The 26125-nt window shown below is 69.8% G+C and carries 1 protein-coding gene; it reads left to right on the top strand.

Features of this window, described 5'->3' with window-relative positions; translation table 11 throughout:
• On the top strand, positions 1–26125 hold a 26125-nt coding region (locus A5709_RS10725), incomplete at its 3' end, for a non-ribosomal peptide synthetase (RefSeq protein WP_082973838.1).

Genomic DNA, 26125 nt, shown 5'->3' with positions numbered 1-26125 from the left:
GTGGAATTCGGTGACCGGGCACTACCGCTGACGCGGGCGCAGCTGGATATCTGGCTCGCGCAGCAAACGGGTCACTTCGATGTGGCGTGGCAGCTCGGCGTGCTCGTGCGGATCGAGGGTGCCGTCGACCGCGCTCTGTTCGAGCAGGCCATGCGCCACGTGGTCGGCGAGGCCGAAAGCATCCGGGCGTGCTTCTTCGAGGTGGACGGCCAGGTTTTCCAGAAGGCGATCGACGACCCAGACGTCGAGCTGGCCTTCTACGACGTGAGCGACTCGTCCGATCCCGAGCGGGAGGTCCGCGAGAGGGCGTCGGCGATCCAACGGACACCGATGCCGCTCACCGGTCCGATGATCAACTTCTATCTGTTCCAAACGGCGCCCGATGAGTACTACTGGTTCAGCTGCTGTCACCACATAGCCATCGACGGGCTCGGCATCGCCCTCCTGGGCCGCCGAATCGCCGCTGTTTATTCCGCCCTTGCCTCCGGTGCGGCCATATCTCCCGCCTTCTTCGGCACGTTGCGGGATCTCGTCGACAACGAGCTGGAGTACGCGGCATCCCCCGATTACGTTTCGGATCAGGCCTATTGGGCTGAGCACCTCCCGTCGGGAAACGAATCCGATTATCGGTTGACCCAAGCCGCCAGCGAGCGCGATCCCTATGCGCCCTCGGCGCCAGTCCAATTGGACTCGTCGGTGGTCGGCTCGATCAAACAGTTGTCCAAAGCGCTGGGCATTCGGCGGTCGTCGGTCCTCACCGCCGCCTGCGCGCTCCTGGTCCGCGGACTTCGCACCGACAATTCCGACGAAGTGGTGCTCGACTTCCCGGTCAGCCGCCGCCTGGATCCGGAGTCGAAGACGCATCCCGGAATGCTCGCCGGGGTGGTGCCGCTGGTGCTGAATGCGCCGCCGACGGCCACATTCGCCGACTTTCTTCAGCAGGTCGACACCCGATCACGAGAAGCGTTGCGGCACCAGCGGTTCCCGGTGCACATGCTCGGCGACGACGGCGGCTTCCGCGGTGCTCCGCAGGCATCCAATCGGGTAGTCGTCAACTTCGTCCCCGCCAGGTTGACCCTCAGCCTCGCGGGTGTGCCCGCGACCGCGACGTACACCACGTTCGGCCCGGTCGGCCACTTCGGACTGTTCTTCCTGGGGTTCGGGGACCAGCAATACCTGAGCACGGTCGGTGTCGGACAACCCTTCTCGAACTTCGACGTCTCGGATTTGGCCGGGCGGTTGCAGGAGCTGTTGGTGGCGATGGCGGCCGATCCTTCGCGGTCGTTGTCGTCGGTGGATCTGCTCGACGAGGTTGAGTGTGTCCGGTTGGGGGAGTTTGGCAATCGAGCGGCTTTAGCCGGGCGGGCCTCACCGTCGGTGTCGGTGCCGGCGCTGTTCGCCGGGCAGGTGGCCCGGGTGCCGGAAGCGGTGGCGGTCTCGAGTGCTGGTTTGTCGGTGTCGTATCGGGAGCTGGACGCGGCGTCGAACCGGTTGGCGCACCATCTGGTGAGCCAGGGCGTGGGGCCGGGATGCACGGTCGCGTTGTTGTTGCCGCGGTCGGCGGAGGCGGTCGCGGCGATGTTGGCGGTGCTCAAGGCTGGGGCGGCGTATTTGCCGATTGATCCGGTGTCGCCGGATTCGCGAATCGGGTTTTTGCTTGGCGATGCGGCACCCGTGGTGGTGGTCACCACTTCGGAGTTGGCCGGCCGCCTCGATGGGCGCGATATTGCGGTGATCGATGTCGATGATCGGCGCATCGACAGTTTGCCGGACACCGCGCTGCCGGAGCCGGATGCCGATGGTCTGGCGTATCTGATCTACACCTCGGGGACCACGGGTGTGCCCAAAGGTGTTGGGGTGACGCATCGCAACGTGACCCAGTTGATCGGGTCGTTGGATGCGGGACTCCCGGCGCCGGGGGTGTGGTCGCATGCTCATTCGCTGGCTTTTGACGTGTCGGTGTGGGAGATCTTTGCTCCGTTGCTGCGCGGTGGGCGGGTGGTGGTGGTCGATGACGACACCGCGCGCTCACCGGAGGATTTGCATGCGGTGCTGGTCGCTGAACGGGTGAGTGTTTTGACCCAGACGCCGTCGGCGGTGGCGATGCTGGACCCGGCCGGTTTGGACGGTGTGGCGGTGGTGCTGGCCGGAGAGGCCTGCCCGCCCGAGGTGGTGGACCGGTGGGCGCCGGGTCGGGTGCTGGTCAACGCCTACGGGCCGACCGAGACCACGATGTGCGTGGCGATCAGCGCGCCCCTGACGCCGGGTTCCGGGGCGCCCCCGATTGGTTCGCCGGTGCCCGAGGCGGGGTTGTTCGTGCTCGACGGCTGGTTGCGGCCGGTGCCGCCCGGGGTGGTGGGGGAGTTGTATGTGGCCGGGGCCGGGGTGGCCGTCGGCTATATGAGCCGGGCCGGGTTGACCGGTTCGCGGTTTGTGGCGTGCCCCTTCGGGGCGCCCGGTGACCGGATGTATCGGACCGGGGATTTGGTGTGTTGGGGCGCTGATGGGCAGCTGCGCTATTTGGGCCGTGCCGATGAGCAGGTCAAGATCCGCGGCTATCGGATCGAACTCGGTGAGATCCAGGCCACGTTAAGCACGCTGGACGGGGTGGGGCAGGCGGTCGTGATCGCCCGGGAGGACCGCCCCAGGGATAAGCGGCTGGTCGGTTACATCACCGGCGCCGCCGACCCGGCCCAGGTGCGCGCCCAGCTGAGCGAGCGGTTGCCGGCGTTCATGGTGCCCGCGGCGATCGTGGGTCTGGCGGCGTTGCCGTTGACCGCTAACGGCAAGCTGGACACCCGCGCGTTACCGGCACCCGAATACGCCACCGGCGAATACCGCGCCCCGCAAAACCCAACCGAAGAAATCCTGGCCACCATCTACGCCGAAGTCCTCGGCGTCGACCGCGTCGGCACCGACGACTCCTTCTTCGAACTCGGCGGCGACAGCATCCTGGCGCTGCAGGTGGTTTCGCGAGCGCGGGCGGCCGGCTTGACGTGCCGGCCCAGGGACGTCTTCGTCGAACAGACGGTTGCCCGCCTGGCCGGCGTTGTCGGCGCAATCGACGGTGAGGCCGGCGCGGTCGACGAGGGCCTCGGCCCGGCCATTCCCACCCCGATCATGCGGTGGCTGCAGGACGTGACCGGCCCCATTGATCAGTTCAACCAGACGATGGTGCTGCAGGCGCCCGCCGGAGTGACCGAGGCCGACGTGCTGCCCGTCTTGCAGGCGCTGCTGGACCGGCACGCCATGCTGCGGCTGCGCGTCGAGGGCGACGGACGGTCGTTGTGGGTGCCCGAGCCGGGCTCGGTGAACGCGGCAGGCTGCCTCCGAGCCGTGGATGCGTTGTCCGATGAGGCACTGGTGCAGGCGCGGTCGCGGCTCGACCCCGCCACCGGGGCCATGCTGAGCGCGCTCTGGGTCGGTCCCACCCGCCAGCTGGCGTTGATCATCCACCATCTGGCCATCGACGGGGTTTCCTGGCGAATCCTGTTGGAAGACTTGAACATCGCCTGGGCGCAGCACCGAGGAGGTCAACCGGTGGCGCTGCCTGCGGGTGGCACGTCGTTCGCCCGATGGGCAACGCTACTCGGCGAGCATGCGCACCGCCCGGAAGTCATCGAGACGGCCGATGCCTGGGCGCGAATCGCGGCGACACCGTCTTCGCTGCCGGCGGTACGGCCCGACGCCGACACCTATGCCACCGCCGGTCACCTGTCGGCGTCCCTGGATGTCGATACCACCCGCACGCTGCTCGGTGCGGCGCCCGCGGCGTTTCACGCTGGCGTGCAAGACATTTTGTTGATCGCGTTCTCGTTGGCATGGTCGGAGTTCTTGAGCGATGCCGCCGGCCCGATCGTCATCGACGTCGAAGGCCACGGCCGCCACGAGGAACTCGCGCCCGATGTGGACCTGTCGCGTACGGTCGGCTGGTTCACCACCAAATACCCGGTGTCACTAACGGCCGGTGGGCTGGACTGGTCGGAGGTGCTGGCCGGCGACCCGGCGCTCGGGGCGGTGATCAAAGAAGTCAAGGAACAGCTCCGCGCGGTGCCGCACCCGCTGACGTACGGCGTGCTGCGCTACCTGAACGGTGACGTGGAGCTGGACGGTCGTGACCCGACGATCGGGTTCAACTACCTCGGTCGTCTGTTCAGCGGGCCCGAGCTGTCCGACGAGTTATGGCGGCTGCACCCGGAGAGCCTGTCCCTGACCGCCGCCGCTGCGGCGGTCCCAATGCCGTTGGCGCACAACGTAGAACTCAACGCCGGCACCGTCGACACCGATGCCGGACCACAGCTGCACGCCAACTGGGCCTGGGCGCCGTCGGCCCTCGACGAAGCGCAGATCTCCCGGCTGAGCCAACTGTGGTTCGACGCCTTGTCCGGCGTCTGCGCGCACGTGCGCGCCGGTGGCGGCGGGCTGACGCCGTCGGACATCGCGCCCGCGCGGCTGAGCCAGCCACAGATCGACGAGCTGCACCGGCGGTACGAACCCGCCGACATTCTGCCGCTGACCCCGCTGCAGCAGGGTCTGCTGTTCCATTCCAGCACCGCGCAGGGCAGCGACGACATGTACGCGGTGCAGCTGGATTTCACGCTCACCGGCCCCCTCGACCCCGAACGCCTGCACGATGCGGTGCGCACGGTGATCAACCGGCATCCACACCTGGCGGCGCGGTTCTACGAGCGCTTCGACGAGCCGGTGCAGATCATTCCGGCCAACCCGGTGGTGGCCTGGCGCTACGTCGAGCTCGATACCGGGGAGCAGATCGAGCGGCTGTGCGCCGACGAGCGCGCCGCGGTCTGCGACCTGGCCGACCAGCCGCCCTTCCGGGTGGCGTTGGTGCGCACCGGGATCGACCGGCACCGGCTGGTGCTGACCAACCACCACATCGTGCTCGACGGCTGGTCGCTGCCGATCCTGCTGCGCGAAGTCTTCACCAGCTACTACGGGGAGCCGCTCGCCGCGGCCGCGCCCTACCGCAGCTTCGTCACCTGGCTGGCCGATCGGGACCTCGAGGCCGCCCGCGCCGCCTGGGCCCAGGTGCTCGCCGACTTCGAAACGCCCACATTGGTCGGCCCGAAGGACCGATTGGGACAAGGGCGCCGCGGATCGGAATCCTTCCGCGTTGCCGAGGAAACCACCCAGGCCCTCACCGAACTCGCGCGCTCGTGCCAGACCACCGTCAGCACCGTCCTGCAGGGCGCGTGGGCGTTGCTGCTGACGTCGCTGACCGGCCAGCACGACGTCGTCTTCGGCACCCCCCGGTCTCGCGTGGGCCAGCTCGAGGTGGCCGGCGCCGAATCGATGGTGGGGCTGCTGATCAACACGGTGCCCGTGCGCGCCAACATCACCCCGACGACCACCACCGCGGACCTGCTGCGGCAGTTGCAGGACACCAACAACGACACGCTCGAGCATCAACACCTGGCGCTCAGCGACATTCATCGCCTCACCGGCCACGAGCAGCTCTTCGACACCCTGTTCGTCTACGAGAACTATCCGATCGGCGACGGCATGGAACTGGGCCCCGACGGTCTGGCCATCGCCGAATTCACCAACCGCGAGTACAACCACTACCCGTTGACGATGGAGGCCCTCCCGGGCCGCGAGCTCGGTCTACACGTCGAATTCGACACCGACGTGTTCGACGCCGCGAGCGTCGAGGCGCTGGTCGAACGGTTCCAGCGGGTGTTGGTGGCGATGACCTCCGATCCCGTCCGCCGCCTGTCCACCGTGGAGCTGCTCGACGGCGGTGAGCGCGACCTGGTGCTGTCGCAGTTGTCCGGCGCGGGCGTCGCCGCGCCGGTGGGGGTGGCGCCGGAGTTGTTGGCGGCGGCGGTGGCGGCCGACCCCAACGCGGTCGCGGTGGTCGACGGTGACCGGCAGCTGTCGTACGGCGAGCTCGACGAGTGGTCAACCCGCTTGGCGCGCAAGCTGATCGACGCGGGTGTGGGCCCGGAGCGCGCGGTGGGCGTGGCGATGGACCGCCGGGTCGAATTGGTGGTCGCTTTCTGGGCGGCGGTCAAGGCCGGCGGCGTGCATGCACCAGTGGATCTGGACCATCCGGTCGAGCGGGTCGCCGCCGTGCTGGACGCCGCGGACGCGGCCTGCGTATTGACCTGCGACACGGACGAAGTGGCCGGGGCGGGCGCGCGGCCGGTGCTGCGGGTCGACGGCCTTGATCTGTCCGGGCAGTCCGCCGTGGCGATCACCGACGCCGAGCGATTGGCGCCGCTGACCGCGCACGACACCGCGTACGTGATTTTCACGTCCGGGTCGACCGGCGTCCCCAAAGGCGTGGTGCTGAGCCACGCGGGGCTGCTGGGATGGGCCGCCGCGCAACGTGAGTCGTCCGGACTGGATGCGGACACGCGGGTGCTGATGGTTGCCTCGCCGACCTTCGACGCGTCGGTCGGCGAGATGTTGCTGGCGGCAGCGTCCGGGGCGGCGCTGGTGGTGGCGCCGCCACAGGTGTACGCCGGCGAGCCACTGACCGCCCTGCTGCAGAGTCAGCGCGTCAACGCGGCGTTCCTGACCCCGACGGTGTTGTCGTCGCTGGATCCCGCCCGCCTGAACGAGTTTGACAAGCTGATGATCGGCGGCGAGGCCTTTCCGGCGGAGCTGGCGGCCGCGTGGGCGCCGGGCCGGCGCATGTTCAACGTCTACGGCCCGACCGAAACCACCATCTGGGTCACCGCTGCGCCGCTGTCGGCCGAGGGCCCGATCCGCATCGGCACCCCCGTCCCGGGTGTGTGCGCCGTGGTGCTCGACGGCTGGCTGAACCCGGCGCCGATCGGCGTCGTGGGCGAGCTGTACGTGAGCGGGCCGGCGCTGGCGCACGGCTACATGGGCCGGGTCGACCTGACCGCGGAACGATTCGTAGCCAACCCATTTGGCGGTGCCGGCGAGCGCATGTATCGCACCGGTGACCTGGTGCGCTGGACCCGCGACGGCGTCTTGGACTTCGTCGGTCGCGCCGACGCCCAGATCAAACTGCGGGGCCAGCGCATCGAGCTGGGCGAAATCGAAAACACCTTGCTGGCCTGCCCGCACGTGACTCAGGCCGCCGTCACGGTGCACGACTCCGGCACCGGATCCCATCTCGTCGCCTACGTCACCCTCGATCACAACACCAGCGCCGACCACGACGCGGAAAACGTCGAGGAGTGGCAACACCTGTACGACGAGTTGTACGGCCCCGATGCCGGGTCGGACTTCGGCATGGACTTCCGCGGTTGGAACAGCAGCTACACCGGCGACCCCATCCCGCTCGAGGAGATGATCGAGTGGCGTGGCGCCACGGTGGATCGAATCATGGCTTTGCGGCCGCGGCGCGTGCTCGAGATCGGCGTCGGCTCGGGATTGCTGTTGTCACAGATCGCCCCGCAGTGCGATCAGTATGTCGCCACCGACTTTTCGCCGGTGGCGATCCAAAACCTGGCCCGCTCACTGGAGCAGTCGCAGTTCGGATGGCGCGACCGCGTCGAGCTGCTGACCCAGCCCGCCCACGTCACGGACCGACTGCCGCGGGCGCACTTCGACACCATCATTCTCAACTCGGTCGTCCAATATTTCCCCAACGCGGGATATCTGGCCGAGGTGATCGACAACGCGATGGAGCTGCTGGCCCCCGGCGGGGCGATGTTCATCGGTGACGTGCGTAACCACACCCTGCAGCCCGCGTTCCAGACCGGAATCGCGCTGGCGCGCAGCGGCGCCGACGCCACCGACGCCTCCGACATCCGGCAGCGCGTTCGCCACGCCATGCTCGGTGAGACCGAATTGCTCTTGGCTCCAGAGTTTTTCACCACCTGGGCGGTCAACAGCCCATCGGCGGGCGGGCTCGACATCCAAGTCAAACGCGGATTCTCCGACAACGAGCTGAACCGGTACCGCTACGACGTCGCTATTCACAAAGCGCCCGCGCGCGTGCGCTCGGTGGCCACCGCGCCCACGTGGTCGTGGGCGGAGTGCGCGGGCCTGGACGGGCTGCGCGGCGACTTGGCGGCGTTACGTCCCGCCGTTGTCCGTATCACCGAGATCCCCCAGGCCGGGGTGATCGACGACGTGCGCGTCGAAACCGCCCTTGCCGCCGGGCTATCCGTGGCCGACGCGCTCACCGAAGCCGGCTCCGACACCGGCACCGGCGCCGCCGTCGCCGAAGAACTGCATCGCCTCGGTGACTCCACCGGTTATCGCGTCGCGGTGACCTGGGGAACCCAACCGGGTACGCTCAGCGCGGTTTTCGTCGACGCCACCGATCAGCCCCCCGGTTCCCTGATCGACACCTACCTACCCGCGGCCGGGACCCGGCAGCGCACGAGCCACGCCAACGACCCCCGCACCAACACCAAGATCGGCGAGGTCCGCGAGCGGCTGAACGCGTGGCTGCCCGAGTACATGGTGCCGACGCACATCGTGGCGCTTGAGGAGTTCCCGCTGACCGCCTCGGGCAAGCTCGACCGAAAGGCCCTGCCCGCACCGGATTACCAGGATGTGGATCGCTACCGCGCGCCGGCCACCGCCGTCGAAGAGATCCTCGTCGGAATCTACGGCCAGGTACTCGGGCTGGAGCGCGTCGGCGTCGACGATTCGTTCTTCGACCTGGGTGGGGATTCGCTGTCGGCGATGCGCCTGATCGCCGCGGTCAACACCAGCCTGAACGCGGACCTCGGGGTGCGGGCCGTCTTCGACGCGCCCACGGTCGCCGAGCTGGTGCTCCTCATCGGCGATGAAGCCAACCGGCCGGAGCCGCTGGTGGCGGGGGAGCGCCCCGAGGTGATTCCGCTGTCGTTCGCCCAGAGCCGGCTGTGGTTCATCGACCAGTTCCAGGGTCCCTCGCCGATTTACAACGTCACCATCGCATTGAAGCTGCGCGGTCATCTGGACGCCGACGCGCTTGGTGCCGCCCTGGCCGACGTCGTGGCCCGCCACGAAAGCCTGCGCACGGTGTTCGCCGCAACCGACGGCGTCCCGCAGCAGGTGGTGGTTCCCGCCGAGCGGATTGGCTTTGCCTGCGACGTCGTCGATGCCCGCGGGTGGCCGGAAGACCGGCTGCGTGAGCGCATGGCGGCGGCGGCCCGGTACACCTTTGACCTGGCGAACGAAAGCCCCCTGCACACCGAGCTTTTCACCGTGAGCGACGACACCCACATGCTGGTGGTCGCGGTACATCACATCGCCGCCGACGGCTGGTCGATCACTCCATTCGCGCGTGACCTCGGGGTGGCATACGCCAGTCGGTGCGAGGGGCATGCTCCCGACTGGGCGCCGCTGGCCGTGCAGTATGTCGACTACACGCTATGGCAGCGCGCGCATCTCGGAGACGTGGACGATAGCGACAGCCGCATCGCGGCCCAGCTGAACTTCTGGGCGGAGGCCCTGGCCGGGCTGCCCGAACGCCTGCAACTGCCCACCGATCGGCCCTACCCGCAGGTCGCCGACCACCGCGGCGCCCGCCTGGCGGTGGACTGGCCGGCGGAACTGCAGCACCAGGTTCGCCGGGTAGCGCGCGAGCACAACGCGACCAGCTTCATGGTGATTCAGGCCGCGTTCGCGGCGCTGCTCGCCAAGATCGGCGCCGGCGACGATGTGGCGGTGGGCTTCCCGATCGCCGGGCGATCGGAGCCCGCGCTCGACGAGCTGATCGGGTTCTTCGTCAACACGTTGGTGCTGCGGGTCGACGTGGCCGGAAACCCGACATTCGCGGAGCTGCTCGCTCAGGTGCGTCGGCGCAGCCTGGCCGCTTTCGAGCACCAGGACGTGCCGTTCGAACTGCTGGTGGAGCGGCTCAATCCCACCAGGAGCCTGACCCATCATCCGCTGATTCAGGTGCTGCTGGGCTGGGAGAACTTCCCCGGAGAGGTCGCCGCCCCCGCGAGCGGGCTGGCCCTGGGTGATCTGCAGGTCACGCCAATGCCGTTGCACACCAACACCGCTCGCATGGATCTGACGTTCTCCCTGGCCGAACGCTGGACCGAGTCCGGGGAGCGCGCGGGCATCGCCGTGACGGCGGAGTACCGCACCGACATCTTCGAGGGCAAGACCGTCGAGGGTTTGATCGAGCGGTTGCAGCGGCTGCTGACGGCGGTAACCGCCGAGCCGGAGCGCCGGTTATCGGCGGTGGACCTGCTCGATGCGGGCGAGCACGCCCGGCTTCAGGAGTGGGGCAACACGGGAGTGCTGGCCCGGCCGGTGAAGCCCACGTCGGTTCCGGCGTTGTTCGCCGCGCAGGCGGCCCGCACGCCCGCCGCGGTGGCGCTGGTCTGCGGGGGCCGGTCCATGACGTACCGGGAGCTGGACGAGGCGGCCAACCGGTTGGCGCACCTGCTGAGGCGCCACGGTGCCCGCCCGGGTGAGCGTGTCGCGCTGCTGTTTCCGCGTTCGGCCGAGGCGATCGTGGCGATACTGGCAGCGCTCAAGTCCGGGGCGGCCTACCTGCCGATCGACCCAGCGCTGCCGGCGGCCCGGATGGAGTTCATGCTCACCGACGCCGCGCCGATCGCCGCGCTCACCACCGCGGCGCTGGCCGACCGGCTGGACGGGTTCGACCTCACGGTCATCGATGTTCATGACCCCACCGTCGCCGACCAACCGACCACGGCCCCGCCGGCGCCCGCCCCCGACGACCTCGCCCACATCATCTACACGTCCGGCACCACCGGCGTGCCCAAAGGCGTTGCGGTAACCCAGAACAACGTCGCCCAGCTGTTCGACTCGCTGCAGATCGGCATCGAGTTGTCGCCGGAACAGGTCTGGACGCAGTTCCACTCCTACGCCTTCGACTTCTCGGTGTGGGAGATCTGGGGCGCGCTGCTGCACGGCGGGCGGCTGGTGGTGGTACCCGAGTCGGTGGCGCGCTCACCGGAGGAATTCCACGCCCTACTGGTCAGCGAGCGCGTCACCGTGCTCACCCAGACCCCGTCCGCGGTCGGAATGCTTCCGACCGAAGGCTTGGATGCGACCGCGCTCGTGATCGGTGCCGAGCCGTGCCCGCCCGAGCTGGTGGATCGCTGGGCGCCGGGCCGGGTGATGGTAAACGTCTACGGCCCAACCGAAACCACGATGTGGGCGTGCAAGAGCACGCCGCTGCACGCGGGATCGGGATTCCCGCCGATCGGCTCTCCGGTCACGCGGGCCGCCTTCTTCGTGCTGGACGAGTGGCTGCGGCCGGTGCCGGCCGGCGTGGTCGGCGAGCTGTACCTGGCCGGCGACGGCGTCGGCGTCGGATACTGGCGCCGGGCCGCCTTGACCGCGTCGCGCTTCATGGCCTGCCCGTTCGGCGCGCCCGGCACCCGCATGTACCGCACCGGCGACCTGGTGTGTTGGGGCCCAGACGGGCAACTGCGCTACCTGGGCCGCGCCGACGAGCAGGTCAAGGTCCGCGGCTACCGTATCGAACTCGGCGAAATCCAGGCGGCGCTAAGCGCTTTGCGCGGCGTGGAGCAGGCGGTGGTGGTCGCCCGCGAGGACCGCCCCGGCGATAAGCGCCTGGTGGGTTACGTCACCGGAACGGTGGATGTGGCCGAGGCCCGTTCCGCGCTGGCCGAGCGACTGCCCGCCTACATGGTCCCGGCGGCGGTCGTCGTGCTGCCGGCGCTGCCCATGACGGTCAACGGCAAGCTCGACACCCGCGCCCTACCGGCACCGGATTACCGCGACGCCGACAGCTACCGCGCGCCGACCACCGCGGTCGAAGAGATTCTGGCCGGCATCTACGCCGACGTGCTAGGGGTCGAGCGCGTCGGAGTCGACGATTCGTTCTTCGATCTCGGCGGCGATTCACTGTCCACGATGCGGCTCATCTCGGCGATCAACTCCTCCCTGGATACCGATCTACCCGTGCGCGTCGTGTTCGAGGCGCCGACGGTCGCGCAGTTGGCGCCCCGCATCGACGAGGGCGCGGGCCGGCTGCAACCGCTGGTGGCCGTCGAGCGCCCGGCGGTGATCCCGTTGTCGTTCGCCCAGAGCCGGTTGTGGTTCATTCAGCAGCTGCAGGGGCCGTCGCCCATCTACAACATGGCCGCCGCGTTGCGGCTGGGCGGCCGACTCGACACCGACGCGCTGTCTGCGGCCTTGGGCGATGTGGTGCACCGCCACGAGAGCCTGCGCACGCTCTTCCCCGCCCACAAGGGAACACCCCAGCAACTGGTGGTTCCCGCCGAGCAGGTCGATTTCGGCTGGGACGTCGTCGATGCCACCGGCTTCTCGGCCGGTGAACTGGACGAGGCCATCGAAGCGACGACGCGCTACACCTTCGACCTGGCCGCCGAAACCCCGCTGCGCGCCAAGCTTTTCGCGCTCGACGAGCGCGAACACCTGTTGGTGATCGTGGTGCACCACATCGCCGCGGACGGCTTGTCGCTCACGCCGCTCGCCACGGATCTCAGTGTGGCGTACACCAGCCGCGCCTCAGGGCGGGCGCCCGCCTGGGCCGACCTGCCGGTGCAGTACGTTGATTACACGTTGTGGCAACGCGCGCAATTCGGTGAGCTCGACGACAGCGACAGCGCCATCGCGGCCCAGCTGTCCTACTGGCAGGACGCCTTGGCCGGCATGCCGGAGCGGCTGGAGCTGCCGACCGACCGGCCCTACCCGCCCGTCGCCGATCAGCGCGGCTCGAGCGTGGTCGTGGACTGGCCGGCGGAGCTGCAACACCAGGTCCGCCGGGTGGCCCGCGAACACAACGCGACCACCTTCATGGTGGTGCAGGCCGCACTGGCGGTGTTGCTCTCGAAAATCACCGCCAGTTCGGATGTTTCGGTCGGCTTTCCGATCGCCGGGCGTCGCGACCGCGCGCTCGACCAGCTCGTCGGCTTCTTCGTCAACACGTTGGTGCTGCGCGTCGATCTGGCCGGCGACCCCAGCTTCACCGAACTGTTGGCACGGGTTCAGGCGCGCAGCCTGGAGGCCTTCGAGCACCAGGACGTGCCGTTCGAGCTACTGGTGGAGCGGCTCAACCCGACCCGGAGCCTGACCCATCACCCGCTGGTGCAGGTGATGTTGGCCTGGCAGAACTTCGCCGGGCACGACGATCCGGCCGCCGGGCTGGCGCTGGGTGACCTCGAGGTCACCTCCGTGCCCGTCGACACCGATTCGGCCCGAATGGATTTGGTGTTCTCCCTGGCCGAACGCTGGAACGAGAGCGGCGAGGGCGCCGGAATCGCTGGGCGCGTCGAATTCCGCACCGACGTGTTCGACGCCGAGACCATCGAGGCGCTGATCGCGCGGCTTCGGGGGGTGTTGGCCGCCATGACCGCCGCGCCCGCCCGACGGTTGTCGTCGGTGGATGTGCTTGACGAGGCCGAGCGCGCCCGGTTGGAAGTGTTTGGAAATACGGCGGCTTTGACGGACCCGGTCTGTGCGCCGGCGTCGGTGCCGGAGTTGTTCGCCGCGCAGGTGTCCGGCGGGCCGGACGCGGTGGCGCTGGTGTGCGAGGGCGTCTCGGTGACCTACCGCGAGCTGGACGAGGCGTCGAACCGGTTGGCGCACCTGTTGGTGGCACACGGTGCGGGTCCGGGCCAGATTGTGGCGCTGCTGTTTTCGCGTTCGGCCGGGGCGGTCGCGGCGATGCTGGCGGTGCTCAAGAGCGGGGCGGCCTACCTGCCGATCGACCCTTCTTCGCCGGATACCCGGATCGAATTCATGCTCGGTGACTCCACGCCGGTCGTCGCGATGAGCACCGCTGATCTGGCCGGGCGGTTCGAGGGCCACGGCGTTCCCGTCATCGATGTCAACGATCCGCTCCTGGACACCATGCCCGCAACGGGCCTGCCGCTGCCGGGACGGGACGGCGTGGCCTACGTGATCTACACCTCGGGGACCACGGGTGTGCCCAAAGGTGTTGCGGTGACGCATCGTAACGTCGCCCAGTTGCTCGGCTCGCTGGATGCCGGCCTGCCGGCGCCGGGGGTGTGGTCGCATGCGCATTCGCTGGCGTTCGACGTGTCGGTGTGGGAGATCTTCGCCCCGCTGCTGCGCGGCGGGCGGCTGGTCGTGGTGCCCGAGTCGGTAGCGCGTTCACCGCAGGACTTGCACGCGGTGTTGGTCGCCGAGGGTGTGACCGTCTTGACGCAGACGCCGTCGGCGGTGGCGATGCTGGATCCGGCCGGTTTGGACGAGGTGGCGTTGGTGATGGCCGGTGAGGCCTGCCCGCCCGAGGTGGTGGACCGCTGGGCGCCGGGGCGGGTGATGGTCAACGCCTACGGGCCGACCGAGACCACGATGTGCGTGGCGATCAGCGCCCCGCTCGAGGCCGGGTCGGGAGTGCCCCCCATCGGGTCCCCGGTGCCCGGGGCGGCGCTGTTCGTGCTTGACCAGTCGTTGCGGCCGGTGCCAGCGGGTGTGGTCGGGGAGCTGTATGTGGCCGGATCGGGGGTGGCGGCGGGATATCTCGGTCGGCCCGGGCTGACCGCGTCCCGGTTTGTGGCCTGCCCGTTCGGCGCGGCCGGAATGCGGATGTATCGCACCGGCGATTTGGTGCGCTGGAACAGCGACGGGCAGCTGCGGTACTTGGGCCGAGCCGATGAGCAGGTCAAGATCCGCGGTTACCGCATCGAGCTGGGTGAAATCCAAGCCGCATTAAGCGCTTTGGATGGGGTGGGGCAGGCGGTGGTAATCGCCCGTGAGGACCGCCCCGGGGATAAGCGCCTGGTCGGTTACGTCACCGGGACCGCCGATCCGGCGCGGCTCAAGACCGCGCTCGGGCAGCGGTTGCCGGCGTTCATGGTGCCCGCGGCCATCGTGGGCCTGGACGCATTGCCGTTGACCGCCAACGGCAAGCTGGACACCCGCGCGCTACCGGCACCGGAATACCACGCCGGTGCCCACCGCGCCCCGACTGACCCGACCGAAGAAATCCTGGCCACCATCTACGCCGAGACCCTCGGCGTCGACCGCGTCGGCATCGACGACTCCTTCTTCGAACTCGGCGGCGACAGCATCTCGGCGATGGGCCTGATTTCCGCGATCAACAGCCAGCTGAACGTCGGCCTCCCGGTGCGAGTCGTGTTCGAGGCGCCCACTGTCGCCCAGCTGGCACGGCGAATCGGTGAGGGCACGAGCGGGCTCGAGCCCTTGGTGGCCGCCGAGCGGCCCGCCGTGGTGCCGTTGTCCTTCGCGCAGAACCGCTTGTGGTTCCTCGACCAATTGCAAGGCCCGTCACCGGTTTACAACATGGCGGCGGCGCTGCGGCTGAGCGGGCCGCTGGACGCCGCGGCACTGGGGGCGGCGCTGGGCGACGTGGTGGCCCGCCACGAGAGCCTGCGCACCCTGATCGCCGCGCCCGAGGGAATGCCCCAGCAGCTCGTGACCCCCGTCGAACGGGCCGACTTCGGCTGGGAGATCGTCGACGCCAGCGGCTGGTCCGACGGCCAGCTCGACGAGGCCATCGGCGAAACCGCTCGCTACACCTTCGACCTGGCAGCCGAAATCCCCTTGCGCGCAGAGCTTTTCCGCGTCTCCGAGCACGAGCACATCTTGGTGGCCGTGGTCCACCACATCGCCGCCGACGGGATGTCGATCACCCCGCTGGTGCGCGATCTGGGCATGGCCTATGCCAGCCGGTGTGCCGGGGATGCCCCGGGCTGGACGCCGCTGGCGGTGCAATACATCGATTACACGCTCTGGCAGCGCGCCCAGTTGGGTGACCTCGACGACGACGAAAGTCCCATCGCAGCCCAGCTGGCCTACTGGGAAGAGGCCCTGGCCGGGATGCCCGACCGGGTGCCGCTGCCCACCGATCGGCCCTACCCGCTGGTGGCCGATCAGCGCGGCGCCACCGTCGAAATCGATTGGCCCACCGAGCTTCAGCAACGCGTCGGCGAGGTGGCCCGCAAGCACAACGCGACGAGCTTCATGGTGGTCCAGGCCGCCCTGGCGGTGCTGCTCTCCAAGCTCAGCGCCAGTCCCGATGTGGCGGTGGGCTTCCCGATCGCCGGACGGCGCGACCCCGCGCTCGACGACCTGGTCGGGTTCTTCGTCAACACCCTGGTGCTACGAGTCGAGGTGGCCGGCGACCCCACCTTCACCGACCTGCTGTCCCAGGTGCGGCAACGCAGCCTGGCCGCCTACGAACACCAAGACGTGCCCTTCGAGGTGCTGGTCGAAAGGCTCAACCCGACCCGAAGCCTGACCCACCACCCCCTGGTCCAGGTCATGCTGGCCTGGCAGAACTTCGCCGGGCAAGGCGGTGGCCCGGTCGGCGGGCTGGCCCTGGGCGACGTCGAGATCACGCCGATGCCGGTGGACACCCAGACCGCCCGCATGGACCTGACCTTCTCGCTGGCCGAGCGCTGGACCGAGGCCGGCGAGCCCGCCGGGATCGGCGGAACGGTGGAATTCCGCACCGACGTGTACGACGCGGACAGCATCCAGGCGCTCGTCGGGCGGTTGCAGCGGGTGTTGACCGCCATGACCGTCGACCCCACCCAGGCGTTGTCGTCGGTGGATCTGCTCGACGAGGCCGAACATGCTCGCCTCGACGAGATCGGAAACCGGGCGGTGCTGGCCGCGCCGCCGGCCGCGCCGGTCTCCATTCCGGCGCTGTTCGCCGCGCAGGTGGCCCGCACACCGGAGGCCGTGGCGCTGGTGTGCACCGGCCGATCGATGACCTATCGCGAGCTGGACGAGGCCGCGAACCGGTTGGCGCACGTGTTGGCCGGCCGCGGGGCCGCACCGGGACAGTCTGTCGCCCTGCTGTTTTCGCGTTCGGCGGAGGCGATCGTCGCGATCCTGGCGGTGCTCAAGTCCGGGGCGGCCTATCTGCCGATCGACCCGGCGCTGCCCGAGTCCCGCATCGGATTCGTGCTCTCCGACGCCGCACCGATGGCCGTCATCACCACCGCCGACCTGGCTGACCGGCTCATCGGTCACGACGTGCCGGTCATCGACATCGACGACCCGGACCTCGCCGCCCAACCCGGCGCGACACCGGCGGCGCCGGGCCCCGAGGACCTCGCCTACCTCATCTACACGTCCGGCACCACCGGCGTCCCCAAGGGTGTGGCGGTCACCCACCGGAACGCGACCCAATTGCTGGCGCGCATGGACGCCGGCCTGCCGCGCGCCGGGGTGTGGTCGCAGTGGCATTCACTGGCCTTCGACGTCTCGGTCCACGAGATCTTCGGCGCGCTCCTGCACGGCGGCCGGCTGGTGGTGGTGCCCGAGTCGGTGGCGCGCTCGCCGGAAGACCTGCACGCACTGCTGGTGGCCGAGCAAGTCACCGTGCTGAGCCAAACCCCCTCGGCCGCCGCGATGTTGGCGCCCGACGGCCTGGAATCGGCCACCCTGGTGGTGGCCGGCGAGGCATGCCCGGCCGAGCTGGTCGACCGGTGGGGGCCGGGCCGCGCGATGATCAACGCCTACGGCCCGACCGAGGCCACGGTGTACGCGGCCGTCAGCGAGCCCCTGACGGTGGCGTCCGCCGAGTCAGGTGTGGTGCCGATCGGGTCGCCGGTGCCCGGCGGCGCGTTGTTCGTCCTCGACGGGCGGCTGCGCCCGGTGCCCGTCGGCGTGATCGGCGAGTTGTACGTGGCCGGTTCCGGTGTGGCGTCCGGATATTGGCGGCGGTCGGGTCTGACCGCGGCGCGGTTCGTGGCGTGCCCGTTCGGCGGGGCCGGCACCCGCATGTACCGCACCGGGGACCTGGTGCGCTGGCGCGCCGATGGGCAGCTCGACTACCTCGGCCGCGTCGACGAGCAGGTCAAGATCCGCGGTTATCGCATCGAGCTCGGCGAGGTGCGAGCGGCACTGGCGTGGCTGGACGGGGTGGAGCAGGCGGTCGTCATCGCCCGGGAGGACCGACCCGGTGACAAGCGCCTGGTCGCTTACGTCACGGGGACGGCCGATCCGGCCGGGGTGCGCGCCGCGCTGGCCGAACGGCTGCCGGCGTACATGATCCCCGCCGCAGTGGTGGTGCTCGACGCGCTGCCGCTCACGCCCAACGGCAAGCTCGACACCCGCGCGCTGCCCGCACCGGAGTACTCCGACGTCGACCAATACCGCGCCCCGGACAACGCCGTCGAGGAGATACTCGCCGGCATCTACGCCCAGGTGCTGGGGCTCGACCGCGTCGGCGTCGACGACTCCTTCTTCGACCTCGGCGGCGACAGCATCTCGTCGATGCAGGTGGTGACGCGGGCGCGCGCCGCCGGGCTGATCTGCCGGACGCGCGACATCTTCGTCGAGCAGACCGTGGCCCGGCTGGCCCGGGTGGCCGAGGTCGCCGACGCCGGTGCCGACGTGGCCGACGAGGGTGTGGGCCCGGTGACCGTCACGCCGATCATGCATTGGCTGCAGGGCCTGGAACGGGCTGGCGGGCAGGTCGACCAGTTCAACCAGACGATGCTGGTGCAGGCCCCCGCCGGGGTCGGCGAGGCGGACGTGCTGGTGGTGCTGCAGGCACTGCTCGACCGGCACGGCATGCTGCGCCTGCGCCTGGACACTGGCTCCGACGGTTGGTCGCTGACGGTGCCGGAGCCCGGTTCGGTGGACGCCCGCGACTGCGTGCACACCGTGGCCGAGTTGTCCGACGCGGCGCTGGCCGAGGCGCGGTCGCGGTTGAACCCGGCGGCCGGGACGATGCTGAGCGCGCTGTGGGCCAGCTCCACCGGCCAGCTGGTGGTGATCATCCACCACTTGGCCGTCGACGGGGTGTCCTGGCGAATCCTGTTGGAGGACTTGAACATTGCCTGGGCGCTGCACCGCCTGGGCCAGCCGGTGGCGTTACCGACGGCGGGCACGTCGTTCGCCCGGTGGGCGTCGCAGCTGGCCGAGCGCGCGCACCACCCGGACGTGGTGGATCAGCTGGACACCTGGAAGCAGGTGGCGGCCACCCCCGCGGCGCTGCCCGCGGTGCGGCCCGAGGTGGACACCTTCGCCACCGCCGGGCACCTCTCGGTGGAACTGGACGCCGAGACCACCGGCATGTTGCTCGGCGAGGTGCCGGCGGCGTTCCGCGCCGGCATCCAAGACATCCTGCTGATCTCGTTCGCCGTGGCGGTGGCGGAATTCCTGGGCACCGGCGTGGCGCCGATCGGCATCGACGTGGAGGGCCACGGCCGGAACGAGGACCTGGGCCGCGACGTCGACCTGTCCCACACCGTGGGGTGGTTCACCGCGAAGTATCCGGTGTCTCTGGCCATGGGTGAATTGCGTTGGGCGCAGGTGGTTTCCGGAGACCAGACGTTGGGTGCGGTGCTCAAGGACGCCAAGGAGCAACTGCGCGCCCTCCCGGATTCGCTGACCTACGGGCTGCTGCGCTACCTGAACGCCGACGCCGACCTTGCCAGTCCCGACCCGACGATCGGGTTCAATTATCTTGGGCGCCAAGGCGGATCGGCTGAACTCTCCGAGGAGATGTGGCGACCAGTGCAGGGCTCGGTCACCGCGGCCGCCGCGGCGATACCCATGCCGCTGATGCACACGCTGGAGTTGAACGCGGCCACCGTCGACTCCGAGACGGGCCCGCGGCTGCACGCCAATTGGACGTGGGCGCCGTCGACGCTCGACGAGGACCGAGTCGCGCGGCTGAGCCGGCTGTGGTTCGAGGCCCTCGCCGGGATCTGCGCCCACGTGCATTCCGGCGGCGGCGGTTTGACGCCGTCGGACATCGCGCCCGCTCGCCTCAGCCAGAAGCAGATCGACCAGCTGCAGCGGCAATGCCACATCGCCGACGTGCTACCGCTGACCCCCGTGCAGCAGGGGCTGCTCTTCCACGCCAACACCGTGCGGGGGGCCGGCCAGGATTCCGGTGACCTCTACGCGGGGCAGCTCGACATCACGGTCAGCGGCCCGCTCGACCCCGACCGCCTGCGCGAGGCCGTGCACGCGATGGTCGAGCGGCATCCGAACCTGGTGGCCCGATTCTTCGACCAGTTCGATGAGCCGGTGCAGGTCATCTCCGCCGATCCGGCGGCGGCCTGGCAGTACCGGGAGCTCGATGGCGCCCCCGACGTCGAGGAGCGCGTTGCGCGGCTCTGCGCCGACGAGCGCGCCGCCGTGTGCGACCTGGCCGGCCAGCCGCCCTTCCGGGTGGCCTTGGTCCGCACCGCGGTCGACCGGCACCGGCTGGTGCTGACCAACCACCACATCGTCCTCGACGGCTGGTCGATGCCGATCCTGCTCGGCGACATCTTCGCCGGCTACTACGGCCAGCGGCTGCCCGCGGCGGCGCCCTACCGCGGCTTCGTCAGCTGGCTGGCCGCGCGCGACCGCGACGCCGCCCGCGCCGCCTGGGGCGAGGTGTTCGCCGGCTTCGACACCCCGGCTTTGGTCGGTCGCCAGGACCAGCTGCAGCCGGGGGAGCAAGGCGTTCAGACGTTCGGGCTGCCGGCCGAGCTCACCCGGGCCATCGGCGAGCTGGCCCGCTCGTGCCACACCACCGTCAACACGGTGCTGCAGGCGGCCTACGCCCAGCTGCTGTGCTGGCTGACCGGTCAGCACGACGTCGCGTTCGGCACCACCGTCTCGGGCAGGCCGGCCGAGGTCCCCGGTGCGGACTCGATGGTCGGCCTGTTGATCAACACGGTGCCGGTACGGGCGAACATCACCCCGACGACCACCGCCGCCGACCTGCTCGAGCAGCTGCAGGCCGCCTACAACCACACGCTCGACCACCAGCACTTGGCGCTCAACGAAATTCACCGCATCACCGGTCAGGACAAGCTGTTCGACACCCTGTTCGCCTTCGAGAACTATCCGATCGACGCCGCGGCGCTGTCGGGCGAACAAGAGCTGTCCATCACCGACATCGCCAGCCGGGAATCCACCCACTACCCGCTGACGATCCAGGCCCAGCCGGGACACGAACTGCGGCTGCGCGTCGAATACGACACCGACGTTTTCGACACCGACGCCATCGCGACGCTGATCGAGCGGCTGCGCCGGGTGCTGTTGGCCATGACCACCGACCCCGGGCGGCGGCTGTCGGCGACGGACGCGCTGGACGCCGGCGAACACCGCAGACTCGACGAGTTCGGCAACCGCGCGGTGCTGTCCCAGCCGTGGTTGCCAGCGTCGATTCCGGGGTTGTTTGCGGCGCAGGTGGTGCGTGTGCCGGGGGCGGTGGCGGTGCGGTGTGCGGGTCGTTCGTTGTCGTATCGGGAGTTGGATGAGGCGTCGAATCGGTTGGCGCATGCGCTGATTGCCCGGGGTGCGGGTCCGGGGGAGTCGGTGGCGGTGTTGTTGGACCGCTCGGCCGAGGCGATCGTGGCGATCCTGGGGGTGCTGAAGTCGGGGGCGGCGTATCTGCCGATCGATCCGGGGTTGCCCGAGGCGCGGGTCGAGTTCATGTTGACCGACGCCGCGCCGGTTGCCGCGGTGACCAGCGTGGCGCTGGCCGAGAAGTTGGCCGGGCATGTGTTGCCGGTCATCGACGTGCACAGCCCCGCACTGCAGTCGCAGCCCGCCACGGCGCCCCCGGGCCCGGATCCTGAGGATGTCGCGCACATCATCTACACCTCGGGGACCACCGGTGTGCCCAAGGGGGTGGCGGTCAGCCACGCCAATGTGACCCGGTTGTTCGACGCCCCGGCGGTGGGGGTGGTGTTGGGGCCAGGGCAGGTGTGGACGCAGTTCCATTCGTATGCCTTTGATTTCTCGGTGTGGGAGATCTGGGGGGCGCTGCTGCACGGCGGGCGACTGGTGGTGGTCCCGGAGGCCGTGGCGCGCTCGCCGAAGGATTTTCATGCGTTGGTGGTGGCCGAGAAGGTGACGGTGTTGAGTCAGACCCCGGCGGCCGTTCGCATGCTGTCACCGGAAGGCCTGGACTCCGCGGCGCTGGTGATCGGCGCGGAGCCCGTACCCCCGGAGCTGGTTGACCGCTGGGCACCAGGGCGGGCGATGATGAACGTCTACGGCCCGACCGAGAGCACGATCTTCGCGTCCATGAGCACCCCGCTGACCGCGAAATCCGGTGCGCCGCCGATTGGTTCGGCGGTGCCAGGGACAGGACTGTTCGTGCTGGACGGCTGGTTGCGGCCCGTGCCGGTCGGGGTGATCGGGGAGTTGTATGTCGCCGGGCGCGGGGTGGGCCTGGGATACGTGCGCCGGCCCGACTTGACCGCGTCGCGGTTCGTGGCCTGCCCGTTCGGCGAGCCCGGACAACGGATGTATCGCAGCGGGGACCTGGTGCGCTGGGGCGCCGACGGCCAACTGCAGTACGTCGGACGCACCGACGAGCAAGTCAAGATTCGCGGTTACCGCATCGAGATCGGCGAGATCCGCTCGGCCCTCGCAGCTTTGGACGGCGTCGACGAAGCGGTGGTCGTCGTCCGCGAGGACCGCCCCGGCGATAAGCGACTAGTCGGCTACATCACCGGAGCCGCCGAGCCGGCCGCGATGCGCGCCGCCCTGGCCGAGCGGCTGCCGGGCTACATGGTCCCGGCCGGGATCGTGGTGCTCGAGGCGCTACCCGTGACGGTCAACGGCAAACTCGACACCCGCGCCCTCCCCACACCGGAATACACCGCCTCGGGCTATCGCGCCCCCACCAATCCCACCGAGGAGATCCTGGCTGGCATCTACGCCCAGGTGCTCGGGGTCGATCGCGTCGGAATCGACCAGTCGTTCTTCGACCTGGGCGGCGACAGCATTCTGGCGATGCGCCTGATCGCCGCGGTCAACACCGACCTGGACGAGTACCTGTCGGTGCGCGCCGTGTTCGAGGCGCCCACCATCGCCCAGCTGGCACCCCGGATCGGCGAAAGCGCTGGCGGCCTCGAGCCGTTGGTGGCCGGCCCCCGGCCGGCGGTGGTCCCGCTGTCGTTCGCCCAGAGCCGGCTGTGGTTCCTGGACCAATTGCAAGGCCCGTCACCGGTTTACAACATGGCGGCGGCCATGCGCCTGCGTGGTCGGCTCGACGCCGACGCGCTCGGTGCGGCGCTGGCCGACGTGGTGGCCCGTCACGAGAGCCTGCGGACCGTGTTCGCGGCGCCCGAGGGAACGCCCCAGCAGGTGGTCATTCCCGCGGAGCGAGCCGATTTCGGCTGGCAGGTCGTCGACGCCAGCGGCTGGTCGGCGAGCCGGCTGGACGAGGCCGTCAAGGCCGCGGCACGCGGCACCTTCGACCTGGCGACCGATATTCCGTTGCGCGCCTGGCTGTTCCGCGTCGCCAACGACGAACACGTGCTGGTGGCCGTGGTGCACCACATCGCCGCCGACGGCTGGTCGCTGCGGCCGCTGGCCGCCGACCTCGGCGTCGCCTACGCCAGCCGGTGCGCGGGGCAGGCCCCCGAGTGGGCCGAATTGCCGGTCCAGTACGTGGATTACACGTTGTGGCAGCGCGCCCAGTTCGGCGATCTGAAGGACAGCGAAAGCCGCATCGCCGCCCAGCTGGCCTACTGGGAAGAGGCCCTGGCCGGCATGCCGGAGCGGTTGCAGTTGCCCACCGACCGCCCCTACCCGCAGGTGGCCGACCAGCGCGGGGCCACGGTGGCGATCGACTGGCCCGCCGACTTGCAGCAGCAGGTTTCGGCGGTGGCCCGCGAACACAATGCGACCAGCTTCATGGTGGTGCAGGCCGCCCTGGCGGTGCTGCTGGCCAAGCTGAGCGCGAGTAGCGATGTGGCGGTGGGCTTTCCGATCGCCGGGCGGCGCGACCCCGCGCTCGACGACTTGGTCGGATTCTTCGTCAACACCTTGGTGCTGCGCGTCGACGTGTCGGGCAACCCCACCTTCACCGAGCTGTTGAACCGAGTGCGCACGCGCAGCCTGGAGGCCTTCGAGCATCAGGACGTGCCCTTCGAGGTGCTGGTGGAGCGGGTCAACCCGACCCGAAGCCTCACGCATCACCCGCTGATTCAGGTGATGCTGGCTTGGCAGAACTTCGGTGGGCAGGACAACGACCCCGCGACCGGGCTCGCCCTGGGCGACGTTCGGGTCACCCCGATACCGCTGGACACCCAGGTCGCCCGCATGGACCTGACCTTCTCGATGACCGAGCGCTGGACCGAGACGGACGAGCCCGCCGGGATTGGCGGGCGGGTCGAATTCCGCACCGACGTGTTCGACGCGGACAGCATCGAGATACTCGTCGGGCGCCTGCAGCGGGTGCTGGCGACGATGACCACCGATCCCGCCCGCTCCGTGTCGTCGGTCGACCTGCTCGAGGCGGACGAACGGGCCCGGCTGGACCAGATCGGCAACCGCGCGGTGCTGGCCGCGCCGGCGGACGCATCGACGTCGATTCCGGAATCCTTTGCCGCCCAGGCGGACCGCACGCCGGATGCGACGGCGCTCAGCAGCGGTACCCGGTCCTGGACGTATCGCGAGCTCGACGAGGCGTCCAACAGGTTGGGCCACCTGCTGGCCGGCCGCGGCGCTGCCGCGGGACAGTGCGTGGCGCTGCTGTTCGACCGCTCGGCCGAGGCGATCGTGTCGATCCTCGCGGTGCTCAAGACCGGGGCGGCCTACCTGCCCATCGACCCCGCACATCCGGCCGCCCGGATCGGCTTCATGCTCGCCGACGCCGCGCCGGTCGCGGTGGTCACCACCGCCGCGCTGGCCGACCGGCTGGACGGGCACGACGTGGCGGTCATCGATGTGGACGATCCCGCCGTCGACGCTCAGCCCCGCACCGCGTTGCCGGCGCCGAGCCCGGAGGACGTCGCCTACCTCATTTACACGTCGGGAACCACGGGTGTGCCCAAGGGCGTGGCGGTCAGCCACCGCAACGTGACCCAGCTGATGGCGTCGGTGGACGCCAGCCTGCCGGACGCCGGCGTGTGGTCGCAGTGGCATTCCTACGGCTTCGACGTGTCGGTGTGGGAGATCTTCGGCGCGCTGCTGCGCGGCGGGCGACTGGTGGTGGTCCCCGACGCGGTGGTGCGGTCCCCGGAGGACCTGCACGAGTTTCTGGTCGCCGAGCGGGTCAGTGTCCTGAGCCAAACTCCTTCCGCCGCAGCGATGCTCGACCCGCGGGGGCTGGAGTCGGCCGCACTGGTGGTGGCCGGCGAGGCCTGCCCGACCGAGCTGGTGGACCGGTGGGCGTCCGGGCGCGTGATGATCAACGCCTACGGGCCGACCGAAACCACGGTGTACGCGGCGATCAGCGCGCCGCTTGCCCCCGGCTCCGCCGTCGTCCCGATCGGCTCCCCGGTGGCCGGCGCGGCGTTGTTCGTTCTCGACGAATCCCTGCGACCGGTACCGCCCGGCGTGGTCGGCGAGCTGTACGTGGCCGGCGGCGGGCTGGCCCGCGGGTACTGGCGCCGGGCGGCGCTGACCGCGTCGCGGTTTGTGGCCTGTCCGTTCGGCGGGCCAGGGGCCCGCATGTACCGCACCGGCGACCTGGTCTGCTGGGGCGCCGATGGGCAGCTGCAGTATCTGGGCCGTGCCGACGAACAGGTCAAGATCCGCGGCTACCGCATCGAACTCGGCGAGATCCAGGCGGCGCTGGCCGACCTTCGCGGGGTGCGGCAAGCCGCCGTCATCGCCCGCGAGGACCGGCCAGGAGATAAGCGCCTGATCGGCTACGTCACCGGTTCGGCGGACCCCGCCGAGCTGCGCGCCCGGCTGGCCGACCGGCTCCCCGCGTACATGGTTCCGGTCGCCGTGGTGCGCCTCGACGCCCTGCCGCTGACACCGAACGGCAAGCTCGACGCTCGCGCCCTGCCGGCACCCGAATACCGCGAGGCCGATCGCTACCGGGCCCCGAGCAGTCCCGTCGAGGAGACCCTGGCCGGCATCTACGCCCAGGTGCTCGGCGTCGAGCGGGTCGGCGTCGACGACTCCTTCTTCGACCTGGGCGGCGACAGCATTTCGTCGATGCAGGTGGTGACGCGGGCGCGGGCCGCCGGCCTGGCGTGCCGGACGCGCGACATCTTCGTCGAGCAGACCGTGGCCCGGCTGGCCCGCGTCGTCGGCGTGACCGACGGCGACACCGGCGTCGCCGACGAGGGCATCGGCGAACTATCGGCGACGCCGATCATCCGGTGGCTGCAGGGTGTAAACGGTCCGGTCGACCAGTTCAACCAGACGATGGTGGTCGAGGCCCCCGCCGGGGTCACCGCCTCCGACGTGGTCGCCGTGCTGCAGGCCCTGCTGGACCGGCACGCCATGCTGCGGCTGCGCGTGGACGACGAGTGGTCCCTGACCGTGCCCGAGGCTGGATCGGTCGACGCTG

The sequence above is a fragment of the Mycobacterium sp. E1386 genome, from assembly GCF_001672745.1.
Classification (GTDB): domain Bacteria; phylum Actinomycetota; class Actinomycetes; order Mycobacteriales; family Mycobacteriaceae; genus Mycobacterium.
This window is presented reverse-complemented; position numbering and strand designations above follow the sequence as displayed.